Origin of the sequence: Bradyrhizobium murdochi (assembly GCF_000472965.1) — a bacterium.
GTDB classification, from domain to species: domain Bacteria; phylum Pseudomonadota; class Alphaproteobacteria; order Rhizobiales; family Xanthobacteraceae; genus Bradyrhizobium; species Bradyrhizobium murdochi.
Map to the genome: position 1 here is coordinate 291,157 of NZ_AXAU01000002.1, position 11,612 is coordinate 302,768.

The following is an 11,612-nucleotide window of genomic DNA, read 5'->3' on the forward strand; positions in this document are numbered from 1 at the left end:
AAGGTGATTGCAAGCCGCCATAGGCGGCCGATTTCGTCCCTTACTGCCCTGACATCATGTCAACCAAAGGCACCGTGGACAAGTTCATCGGCGATGCCGTGACGGGCGATGTGGAACGCCGGCGACGGATCCCGATCACGTTAGGCCTGCATGTCGGAAACATCGTGGTCGGCAATATCGGCTCAGCCGATCGCATGAATTACACTGTGCTCGGCACCACGGTGAATCTGGCGGCACGGCCTGCGGCATTGAACAAGACCTACGGCACCAAGGCCCTGGTGAGTGATCAAATCATATTGCGCGCGGAGGCTCATTTTCTGTTTCGCAGTGTCGATAGCCCGAAGGGCTTCGCGAAAAATCCCGATCTTCGAGATCAGATGCACGCGCGAATGCGCGTCAGAGTCGGAAGACAGTTCTGCAACGAGTGGGAAGGAATCCACGCGACGTTCGATGCCGGAAATCTCGCGCACTCGCTCGAGCTGGTGGAAGAATTCCTCCGGCACCATGCTGACCATGGCGTGGCCAGCTATCACACCAATGATATCCGGATGCGCCTAAGCAGTGCTCCCAGCAATTCGCAGCTCTCGCCATCGGGAACTCCGGCAACCGGGCCTCTGCAACGGGCCAAGGTGCGGTGGCTGGAAATGATGTTTGATCACTTGATGGGTGAGAAGCTGACTGGCATCACGATCTTGTCCTCCTGGTAGAGTAGCGCCCCTAGTTCTTCGTTGCGCCGAAGAAACTCCTGCCAGTCGGGGTCGATGGCCATAGCCGCCCGACGGCGCTGCCGCTCTTCAAGCGTATCGAAGCCCCAGAGGTGCACGACCTGGTTCAGCGGACCGATCTCGGTCTGAAAGAAGCCGATCAAGTTGCCGAGGTGTCGAAGCTGGACCGGCAAGCCGAATTCCTCATAGAGCTTGAGCCATTTGCCAAGTTTCAGGGGATGCATCGTGTAGGTGCGATGATCAATGANCATAGGANGTCCTCGCGATAGTCAGANGGCNAGNCGGTGCGCATGTTNCGGTGCCNCGGTGNCGCTTTCNAGCGGCGGCACCACGCGTTCGGTCTGGGGATCGATCAGGTGCATATGCCGAAGCTGCGCGCATAGCCGTAAAGGCTCGCCGGCGCCGCGCACGCGGCNAGCGTCGCCGATNGCATTATAGGCGNCGCCAGCGAGCGTGAAGGTGATCAGGCTTGTGGCCCCCATNGGCTCGATCACGTCGACNACGCCATCCAGAAANTGGCAATCGCCATCTGGCGGNTCNGCACGGTCGGTGAGNTGCTCGGGGCGCAAGCCAATCTCNACTTCAGCTNCCGCATAGGCGCNATAAGAGGCGAACCGGTCGCGCGGCAAAGNAATCGCAGCGCCGTTGCGCAGTTCAGCTCTCAATTCGCCCTTTTCGAGAACAAGTCGCGCCGCCATGAAGTTCATTTTCGGCGAGCCGATGAAGCCGGCCACAAACTTGTTCAGCGGCGCCCGATAAACCGACATGGGATCGCCGACTTGCTCGATGCGCCCGCTGCGCATAACGACAATCTTGTCAGCCAGCGTCATCGCTTCGATCTGATCGTGCGTNACATAGACGACGGTGGNCTTGAGGCGCTGATGAATGCGCTTGATCTCGATCCGCATCTGAGCCCGCAATGCGGCATCGAGATTGCTCAGGGGTTCGTCGAACAGGAAGGCACGCGGCTCGCGCACGATGGCACGACCCATCGCCACCCGTTGGCGCTGTCCGCCCGAAAGTTGCCGCGGTTTGCGATCGAGCAGGGATTCGATCCCCAGCATTGTCGCGGCCCGCTGCACCAGGCGTTCGCGCTCCGCCCTTGGAACGCCCTTCATTTTGAGGCTGAAGGCGAGATTGCCGCGCACTGTCATGTGCGGATAAAGCGCGTATGACTGGAACACCATCGCGATGTCGCGATCTTTCGGCGCCAGAAGCTCCACCGCCTTGCCGTCGAAACGAATCGAACCCTCGCTGACGTCCTCCAGCCCGGCGATCATCCGCAGTGTCGTTGTCTTTCCGCAGCCCGAAGGACCAACGAGGACCGCAAACTCGCCCTCCGCGATGACGAGGTCGATGCCATGGATCACCGCGACACTGCCGAAGCGCTTCGTCAGTCTTTCAAGCCGGATCTCGGTCATGCGTTTGCGGCCCCCTAGCCTTTCACGCCGCCACCGCCCCAGCCGGCGACGAGAAACTTCTGAATGAAAGAGAACACGATCACGACGGGAACAATCACCAGCATCCCGCTGGCCATGATCATTCCCCAATCGATGACGCTGGAATTGTAGAGATCGGCAATGCCGATCGGCAGCGTCTTCAATTCGTCGGAGGTGATCAGGATGCGAACGAAAATATAGTCGTTCCAGGCGAGGATGAACGTAAAGATGCCTGTCGCGATAATGCCCGGCAGTGCCATCGGAAGAACGACGTACAGAACAGCACGTCCACGATCGGCGCCATCAGTCAGCGCCGCCTCTTCCAGATCAAGCGGGATACTCTGGAAGAAAGTACGCAACATCCATAACGCAAACGGCATGCTGAATGCCGTGTATCCGAGAACAAGGGCGAGATGGGTATTGGCGATGCCGAAATAGCGCACCATTACGTAGAACGGAATGATGATCATGATCGGCGCGAACATGTAGGTGAACAGTATTGTCGCCGCCAGCGTCTCGCGGCCGCGGAAGCGGAAACGTGTCAGGCTGTACGCGCCGGGCGTGGCCAGGGCGAGCGTCAACAACACCGTTGCCGACGCGACAACGACGCTGTTGCGGAAATAGTCGAGGAAGCGCGTCTCCTCAAACAGCCGCGCAATATTGGATAGCGTCGCCTGTTCGGGGAAGAAGCGCGGCGGCCAGTAGAATACCTCTTGCGACGGCTTGAATGCGGTCGCCGCCATCCATGCGAACGGGAAAGCTGTGAACAACAGCAACGCGATGATGGCCAGGGCGAGCGAAAAGCGCTGCAAAAAAAACGCGGAACGGCGATTCATAGCTGTTCCTCTCGCCTGAACATCATGAAATAGACGGCAGCGAAGACCACCAGCAGCAAGAACATGACCACCGAGGCAGCCGCTCCCGTGCCCGCTTCATAGTAATGGAAGGCGCGCAGATAAGCGTAAACCGGCAAGGTGCGGATATATTTTTCAGCGCCGCCACCCTGGGTCATCAGCCAAACGGTGTCGAATTTGGTGAACATCCAGATCGTGCGAAGCAGCACGACGATGAAGAGAACCGATGCCAATTGCGGCAGCGTCACGTAAAGAAAGCGGCTCAATGGGCCGGCTCCGTCCACACGCGCCGCTTCATAGAGCTCGGTTGGAATGGTCTGCAGGCGCGCCAGGACCGCGAGAACGACAAAAGGAAAGAACTGCCATACCGAGATCAGGATCAGGGACGTCATGATGTAAGTGCGGCCCATCCAGTTGATCGGCTCGTCAGTCAGGCCGAGCATCACCATCCCATAATTGATGAGGCCGAACTGGTTGTTGAGAAGCCATTTCCAAAGGATCACGGCCACGACGGTCGGGATCACGTACGGGAAAAGAACGATCCCGCGCACCAGACTGCGTCCGGGAAAGTACTGATTGAGAGCAAGCGCCGCCCCTACGCCGATAATGATTTGGAGCGTAATCGTCGAAACCGAGTAGACGACGCCGCGCCAGACGCTCTCGCTGAACTCAGGATCGGCGAGCAGGAACCAATAGTTCTCCAGGCCTGCCCAGCTCTGCTGGGGAAAGAACGAATGCTTGTGATGCAGGCTCAGCCAAACCCCGTAGAGGACAGGATAGAGTGTCAGCCCCGCCAGCAGAAGCATGGCCGGCAGCAGGAGCAGAATGCCAAGTCTCGCTTGGGACGTCTGCACGCTGGCCGTTCGTCTGCGGTGGGACGAATGCATGATGTGTAACTCAAGAGCGCGAGGCGACACGTAACCGAGCCTGCGGCGGGTGGCGCCTTCGCCCCCCGCGCTTCCGGCCTCACGCGTGCTTCACCACTTGGCGTAGCCGGCTTTCTTGATCAACGCCTCGGCACGAGCCTGCGCCTTGGCTGCGGCTTCTTCCGGCTTCTTTCCTTCCACTACTGTTTCGAGCACCATGTCGCGGATGATGCCGGATCCGAGAACCTGCATCAAGTAAGGTTTGGTGTTCAGGTCCTCGTATTTCACGACCAATGTCGGCTTGGCGAGGTCGCCATCGAGCGCCTCTTGCTGCACTTCCAGCCAGCCGCCCCAGCGCTTCACCATCGGGATTTCCTTGTAAGCAGCCGACTGTCGAAGCGACTTTGTGATCGGGAAGAAGTGGATCGGAACCGACTTGATGTACTCGATATAGTTCTCGTCCTTATAGAAGAACTTCAGGAATTCCTTGGCGGCTTCCGGATTCTTCGAACCCTTGAGCAGCATCCAGGGCTCCTCATCGACCTGGACGGCGGGCTTGTTGCCGCTCGGTCCGACTGGCTTCATCCAGACATCGAAGTGATCTGTATCCTGCATCTCCTTGGGGACGTATTTCTCGATCAGCGACGCGCCGCGGCCGTAGCCCTGGAACATCATTGCCGCCTTCTGGCCGTACATACTCGCGAACGTGTCGAGATAGCCGTGACCTTCCCATCCCGGCGGCAGCGCCGTGGTGAGCTCTTTCCAGAAATTCAGCACCTCGATCATTCTCTTGTCGATGAACAGCGGCTTGTTCTTGTCATCGAAGAGTTGACCGCCGTTGGCCGCGATCAGCTCGCCAACGAGGATGTTGATGAACAAGTTATCGCCCGGAATGGTGAGACCATACACGTCTGGCTTGCCATCGCCGTTGGTGTCCATTGTCAGCGCTTTCGCGTTGGCTATGAGGTCGGACCAGGTCTTAGGTGCTTTCAAACCTTTTTGCTTTGCCCAATCGGCACGATAGATCAGCAGTGATGTACCGGCGGCATGGACGAGACCATAATACTTGCCGTCAGCTCTGCACACCTGCTTGATCTGATCCCAGACATTGCTCTCGCCAATGGCCTTCACCACGTCGTCGAGCGGCAGTAGCAGACCCTGTTGCTGCAGCGCTGTGCAAGTGATGGGTTGACCGTGTGAGAGCTCGGGTGGAGCGCCGGCGGCGAGTGCGGCCTGTATCTTTGGCTCCAGGTCGCCCCAGGCCAATGCCTCGGCCTCGATCTTGATGTCCGGATGCGCCTTCTCGAAGCGCTCGACGATCTCCGCCACCGCTTTCACCGAGGCCGGGTCGGTCTCGGTATGCCAAACCCGCACAACCTTGGTCTGGGCGACCGCCGCACCTGCCACAGTTCCCGCGAACAGAATGGCGCAGGTCACGCTCAGAGCCAGTTGTCGAACGCTTTCAATGCGCTGCATTGTCTCCTCCCATTTGTTTTCGGCAATGACGCTGCCAGTGCGGTCGTCGGCGTTTCTGGTGCCGGTCTCGCCTGCGAGTGGACGGCTTGAACCACTTCGCGTGCTCATCATCGGTCTTGCCTTTTGACGACGATGTTAGGCGCCGATCCTCAATCAGCTGGGCGCGCCTTTGGCCGCAATCAGCGTCAGCGTTCCACGCGTCCGGCTGCGCGAGAATCGGCAGAACGCCTACGTGCGGTCCTCGGGGCTACAGAGCTGCGATCGAATCTCGAGACTGCTGGTGCTCCCAGCGCGATCACAGAGCATAGCACAGCGTATTGAGGTTCGTTGTGCCGGAGGAAGTCCGGCCTTGCCGAGATGACGCGGTGTCGCGGTCCTTCGGTAGTGGCCGAACGCGCCTGGTCAGAATGCGACATGGGTTGAGGCCTTCGGCGAACCGATCAATCGAGACCCGACGCCGGTGAATATTGTTGCGGAGATGACGCTCCTCGATCAGGCAGTTTGCCAAATCTAGAAAGTTACCAAGCTATATCAATATGTTATGAAAAGCTTGGCGTTCCTGAGACCAACAGCGCCGCTGTACGGCATCTCGAATTTGGCTGGCGGAGAGAGTGGGATTCGAACCCACGGTACGGACTACACTTCATCCGGCTTCCCAATCTGGAACGGGCTGGATGGGACAGCGGGATCGAACATCCAATAGGCGATCCTTCTTACCGGCGCTGCGAAAGACGGTCTGAGTTCTCAGGCGACAAGCAGTGCGGGTTCGTTCGCGACCTAAATTGTGACATCGGCCGCTCGCGCACTCTTCCCGCTAAGCCGATCAAGGAAAATTCCGCCGTTTGAAAAACCGTTTTAATCTTTCGAACTCAAACGGCGATCTTTTCTAAGTGCTTGATTGGAATGGCGCGCCATCCAGAATAAAACGGCGAACTCGTATGCTATTGAGATTATTATAGAATTGTAATAGGTGGTCCCCGCCGGATATCACAACTACCGAACGGCGTTTCCTGAGCTCGATCTGGCGACGGGACCGCTAAAAAACGGCGGACCATCAGAGGTAACTGATTGTCATGGCAGCACGGTCCTCTTTACGTCCGGACCCCGAAAACGTTCCCGCCGTAGTTGCCTCAAAGCTCAAGTCGGGGGAGTCGGTGGAGGCTGTCTTCGACATGGGCAAGGGACTGGACATCTACGCGACTGATCGGCGCTTTTTCGGTAAACGTGGAGAGAGGCTGATCGACATCGCTTACGAGGAAGTGACGGACGTGAAGCGCCGCGCGTCGCGCGGCATCGTTCGCAGTGCCATGGGGATCGCATTCGTGGCGGGGGGCGCCCTCACCGGTTTCGAAACCCCGATGGCGACGACAATCAGCATCCTCCTCTTTCTGATCGGTGCCGTCTTCCTCCATCTTGGCCTGTTTATGAGAGAGCACTGGGTGGAGCTGAGGATCAGGCGAGACGATCCCAAGCCCTCTGTCGGGCACATCGTGATGTTCTTTCCCTTCTGGCTGCTCCTCCGTCACGGCAAGCGATACACGGCACCGGGGAGTCCGGAGCAGGTCGATGCGTTTTGCAGGTTCCTGAGCGGGAAGCTATCCGCCCTACCAAACCGAAGGTGAGCAATACAGCCGACACTTGACACATCATGCCCGCGCTCGTCGTCGCTCGTTGCGGGCATCCACGTCTTAAGATTAAGATTCCAGGCGGTATGCCGCCTGGAATCCGCTGACAGATGAACAGCTATCGTCTCGTTGCGACCTCGTCAGCTTCTCTCATCTCGTCCGGGGTTGGTGGCCGGTAATAGATATTCATCAAGATGAGCGCGACGACGATCGGGAACGCCCACAATGCGGTGACGATGGTCGTACTCAGCCCTGCACTCATTGCTCTCCCCTTTAGCGTTCGGTGATGGACTGCCGCGCCGCCTCGTCGATCGGCTCAGGCGTGTGGCGGGGTGCCGTTGCCATCTGAGCCGGGAAGGCCATCGACCAGAGGAGGAACACGCCGGTGATGCCGCCCAGGATCAGCCAGGTCCAGATTCCGGGAAGATCGAACACCACGCGATCCAAGGCGTTGCCCAACTCGATCCCCGGCCCGACAAACATGATCCACCAGAACGGAATGTAGAACCAGAGGAACTTCCGCCAAGCCTGGGCCCTCGGCTCGTAGTAGGCCGGGTCGTATTTCCTGAAGAAATCATCGAGCGAGTTCTGCCACTCGATGTACCGGCGGCTCGGGGTGGTGAACGAGGAAACCGCCCAGATGGTGAGGATGTTGAAGATGATCCCCCATCCGGCGGAGTGGATGCTCAGCGTGTAGCGGTACGCCGGCCAATAGTACGTCAGCGTGACCGCCACGATTCCGACGAGCAAACCGGCCGTTACGCCCTGCGGTGTCCAGCGCATCGGCCACCCGCGGAAGCCGTAGCAGATCACCACCAGGGCCGGGTAGAGCTGGAAGCCGTACGAGACAGCCAACCCGCCCAACATCACCATGAGGTCATGTTGTGCGAACGCGACGTACAAGGAAGCGCTCAGCAGCACTAGGCAGAAAATGCGCGACCAGGTGACCTGCCACTTCTCCGGGAATACGTCGCTGATCAGGATAGGCTCATCCCCACGCCGGCCTTCGGGATTCCCCGACGGCCCAGGGTTTCCCGAATGCGCGGGATTTCCCGGATTCTCCGATATGACGCCCGGACGACCCATGATCGCCGCGGCACCTCGCGCTCGGTACAGGAGCCACTCACCGATGATGTTGCGCGACGCGATCGCCGCGAACGAGGAAACATACGGCCCTGCTGTGGACTGAGCGGCAGCCAGCAGACCGATCGCCGCCAGCGGGATGAGCGCTAACGGGAGGTAGGTCAGCATCAACTTCGGGACCACGCCGTCGGAACCGGCACCCGCCGCGCCGGCGGCCCGGATGAACTCTACCAGTTCAGCCGTGCCCCACTGGCCCGGATTCTGATGAGCGAGGATCTGCGCGCCGACGCCCTGGACCACCGACCACAGGACGAGCGTCGCGGTGACGACGACCCCGATGCCGACGACGATCTGGTAGGAGATCGTCCGCGCATGCCTGAGGCTATAGGACCACATGGTAAAGGCGGGGGAAGCCTGGATGCCTGCGAGGGCGAACATGTAGGTGAGCATCATCACGCCCGTCCACTGCGGCTTGGGTCCCAAGCCCTCCACGTCACCAACCCAGTTCCAGCCCCAGTGGATCGCGCCGTGGGAGTTCGTGTAGTAGCCGGAGAGTTGCCAGGCCTGCTCCATGAACGGACCCCAGCCGCCTAGGCCGTAGAGTACGCCGATGCCGATCAGGGTGATCCCACCGAACGTCAGGAAGTACTGGATGACGTCGACCCACGCGATGGTCCTGAGACCTCCGGCCGCCACGTAGATGAGCATGATCAGCGCAAGCGCCACGCTTCCGAAGAAGAACGGGAAGAACCCGTTGGTGATCACGGAGAAGAGGAGACCGGAGCCGATAAGCTGGACGGCCACGTAGAAGCAGCTGTACAGGAACGAGACAATGACGATGATGACTCCCAGGAAGTACGAGTCGAAGATCGTCCGATACTGCTCGGGTGGCGTGACGAAGCCATACCTCCGGCCCAGCATCCATTGCCGTTTGATGAACAGGGCGCCTGTGAACGGGATCGTGATGGCGTAGAGGCCGGCGAAGGCGTAGGCGATGCCGCCGGCGTAGACGGTCCCAGGGTGCCCCATATAGGTCCACGCACTGAACGAGGTCGCAGAGGCGGAAAGCACAAAGAGCCAGCCGGGAAGCGTCCGCCCGGCGATGCCCCATCCGGCAAGCGACTTGGCTCTCTGGTATCCGATGACGCTCCAGTAAATGCAGTACGCCCAGTAAAGCCCGACTGCGATGAGCACCCCCCAGATAAGTGGCCAGTTGTATGCTGTTTCACCTGGCATGGCGGATTCCTCCCTTTGTCTACAGACCGGTACCGCTGAGGTCGAAGGCTTATGGCAGCTAAGCCGCTTTGAAGCGGCTTAGCCGGGGCGCAAAGGCGCCGGCCCGTGCCCTGGCCTCCAAACCGGAACCATCAGGACGATAAGCGTGGTCGGCCCCACGGGCCCGACCGTGCGAGAACGGGTGGGAGATCGAAAATCGCAGTGCTGCTCGATGGGAGCGCCAAGCGGTCACCAAGAGGCTACGGGCAACTATAGCGGCGCCCATAAAGGGCTCTGCCGCTCTCCGGCAAGCCTCGCCAGTACCCCTTGCCATTGGGGCCTCCTCCTCCCGTTTCTTATTCTTATGTTTTGTTGTATTCTTGGGCGGTGTCTCGAATCCTCGCGGCACCGTTGTCGTGCTCGTTGCGGATCCGTTTTATCGGGAGACCGACGATCTAGACGATCTCCATGCGTCTCGTCCGCTCCCGCAAATTGCCGTCAGGCGCAACGAAACTCTGCTACCCAACAGATTCCAATTTTTAACTCGGTACTTAGGTCCATTACGTACATTAGACTTTCGCATTACGCTTCAGCTTCCCTGGATGTGGGACGGCAAGCCCGCCGTGCTGCAAAGCCGGTGCACCGACGAGACCGGCTACACTCAGCCCACGCCGGCGCAAACTCGTCGCCATCCGCGGATCGAACGGGCCGTTCGGCTCGATCTATCATCTGAACGCCATCCAGAGCTGGGCCGACGCCGCCGACGCGAGTGTGACCAATGTTCACGCGTAACGTTTGGATCGGTGCGGCATCGCCGTGTCTAGCTGTCCTTACATTGACGGTCGGCGCGCTGGCGTAGGACCCTCCGCACTTCGGCTTCGGATCGCCGGCAACGCAACAAGAGCTTGCGAAGTTCTTTGCGATCCCGCCTAACGGGCGCGGCTTGCCGCCGGGTAGCGGCGACGCCACTATGGGCGCCAAGATCTATGCGCAGAGTTGCGCTTCCTGTCACGGCGATCATCTGGAAGGCAAGGGCGTTGGCGGCGACAAACTGATCGGAGGACGCGACACGCTTGCCACGAAAATTCCGACCAAGACGGTCGAAGGTTACTGGCCCTATGCCACGGACACTTTTCGATTACGTGAAGCGGGCGATGCCGTTCAATGCGAACGGATCGCTAAGCGACGACGTCTATAGTGTTGTCGCCTATATCCTCGCGCAAGCGACAATCATCAAGCCGAGCGAGACGATGAATGCCGCCACCTTACCCAAAGTGGCTATGCCCAATCGCGACGGCTTCGAGCCGGATCCGCGACCGGAGATGAAGCTTTATCGGTAAGCGGCAAGGACGTTTCGCGAGAACTCGCCCGAGCAATCTCGCAAAAGCACTAAGGGCGCTAAGCTTATTTGGTTTTGGCAGAAATGGCGCGCCCGAAGAGATTCGAACTCCTGACCCCCAGATTCGTAGTCTGATTGCTATTTGGCTGAGGGTGAGGGATTCGATCCCCCGCGAAGTCGTCCGATTTGCACTCCAAGGCCGCCGGTTGCCTTCCAGCTGAGGCAAAAAGGTTCTGCAGCGGTAGATTTCGCGTACATCTCGAACAGAGCGAGGCAAGGGCATCGCAAGTTCACTGGTACCGCGTCCAACTCATGGCAAAGCGCAACACCGACAAGCTCGCACGCGCGAAAGCGCGGCCGGATCCAGCCCAATGGGTCGACGACGAAGTAATGACCCTTGTCGAGGCCGCTGCTGTGTTCTTTCCTCAGGGTCCCTTGACACTGTCATCGTTGCGCAGAGCAGCGGCAGCTGGGACTCTTGAAATCGCCAAAGTGGCAGGCAAGGATCTAACTTCGCCTCGAGCAATCCGCAAATTGGTGAAGCCGTCATGCCGGGTCGCAAAGCCAAGCCGCCGCGACTCTGCTTCAGAGAGGACGATGAAACCTGGCTCATCCTCGACCGCGGGCGCCAAATCCGCACAGGTTGCAGCCGCGACGACATTGATGGCGCTGCGACGGCACTCGAAACCTACATCGGCGCGCGGCATACCACCACGATTGGCGCCACTGACCCGAGCGTCCTCGCCATAGCTGATGTTCTCACCGCCTACGAGATTTCAAAGCGGCCCAAGGACAAGAGCGACCAACGCGCATCGGCACAGCACGATCTATTGCTCATTCGCCTGCTCGACCTCAACACACGTTCTTTGGCGACAAGACGGTCAGCGCACTTAAAGCCCAGCTCTGCCGTGATTTCGTAGACTGGTCTACGGGCACACCAAATGACACAACAGGAAAGCCGACATCAAGCCGCGCAACGGTACAGTCTCG

Annotated in this window: 11 protein-coding genes; 4 read left to right on the forward strand and 7 right to left on the reverse strand. The window is 59.3% G+C overall.

What is annotated here, in order from left to right; translation table 11 throughout:
* The first annotated feature begins 74 nt into the window (after positions 1–74).
* Positions 75–707 (forward strand): adenylate/guanylate cyclase domain-containing protein, encoded by a 633-nt coding sequence (locus YUO_RS0108745; protein WP_235782664.1) that lies wholly within the window; start codon positions 75–77, stop codon positions 705–707.
* On the opposite strand, the gene YUO_RS0108750 is transcribed toward YUO_RS0108745, so the two are convergent.
* The 5 genes from YUO_RS0108750 to YUO_RS0108770 all read right to left on the reverse strand — a co-directional run bounded on the left by YUO_RS0108750 (position 656) and on the right by YUO_RS0108770 (position 5,360).
* Positions 656–976 (reverse strand): NIPSNAP family protein, encoded by a 321-nt coding sequence (locus tag YUO_RS0108750; RefSeq protein WP_028346900.1) that lies wholly within the window; start codon positions 974–976, stop codon positions 656–658. The two genes, YUO_RS0108745 and YUO_RS0108750, sit on opposite strands and share 52 nt — an antisense overlap.
* A gap of 18 nt (positions 977–994) precedes the next feature.
* Entirely contained in the window at positions 995–2,146 is a 1,152-nt protein-coding gene (locus YUO_RS40290) for an ABC transporter ATP-binding protein (protein ID WP_051379335.1), read from the reverse strand.
* 14 nt (positions 2,147–2,160) lie between these two features.
* A complete protein-coding gene (locus YUO_RS40295; protein WP_051379336.1) occupies positions 2,161–3,000 on the reverse strand; it encodes a carbohydrate ABC transporter permease in 840 nt (279 codons plus the stop codon).
* On the reverse strand, positions 2,997–3,824 hold the full coding sequence (locus YUO_RS0108765) for a carbohydrate ABC transporter permease (RefSeq protein WP_198028014.1): 828 nt from the start codon (positions 3,822–3,824) through the stop codon (positions 2,997–2,999). The genes YUO_RS40295 and YUO_RS0108765 overlap by 4 nt, the downstream gene beginning before the upstream one ends.
* A gap of 171 nt (positions 3,825–3,995) precedes the next feature.
* Complete coding sequence (locus YUO_RS0108770) at positions 3,996–5,360, reverse strand: ABC transporter substrate-binding protein (RefSeq protein WP_198028015.1); 1,365 nt, start codon at positions 5,358–5,360, stop codon at positions 3,996–3,998.
* A gap of 1,073 nt (positions 5,361–6,433) precedes the next feature.
* Between YUO_RS0108770 and YUO_RS0108775 the strand changes: the two genes are divergently transcribed.
* The gene (locus tag YUO_RS0108775) at positions 6,434–6,982 is read left to right on the forward strand and encodes a hypothetical protein (protein ID WP_028346903.1); all 549 of its coding nucleotides are present in this window, start codon (positions 6,434–6,436) and stop codon (positions 6,980–6,982) included.
* A gap of 121 nt (positions 6,983–7,103) precedes the next feature.
* On the opposite strand, the gene YUO_RS46110 is transcribed toward YUO_RS0108775, so the two are convergent.
* Complete coding sequence (locus YUO_RS46110; RefSeq protein WP_156908554.1) at positions 7,104–7,247, reverse strand: hypothetical protein; 144 nt, start codon at positions 7,245–7,247, stop codon at positions 7,104–7,106.
* An 11-nt stretch (positions 7,248–7,258) separates the two neighbouring features.
* Entirely contained in the window at positions 7,259–9,304 is a 2,046-nt protein-coding gene (locus YUO_RS0108785; RefSeq protein ID WP_028346904.1) for a sodium:solute symporter family protein, read from the reverse strand.
* Between the two features lie 949 nt (positions 9,305–10,253).
* On the opposite strand from YUO_RS0108785, the gene YUO_RS47680 reads away from it, so the two are divergent.
* Positions 10,254–10,481, forward strand: coding sequence for a c-type cytochrome (locus tag YUO_RS47680; protein ID WP_235782665.1), 228 nt, complete (start codon positions 10,254–10,256; stop codon positions 10,479–10,481).
* A 689-nt stretch (positions 10,482–11,170) separates the two neighbouring features.
* Positions 11,171–11,542 (forward strand): hypothetical protein, encoded by a 372-nt coding sequence (locus tag YUO_RS0108795; RefSeq protein WP_028346905.1) that lies wholly within the window; start codon positions 11,171–11,173, stop codon positions 11,540–11,542.
* The last annotated feature ends 70 nt before the right edge of the window (positions 11,543–11,612 follow it).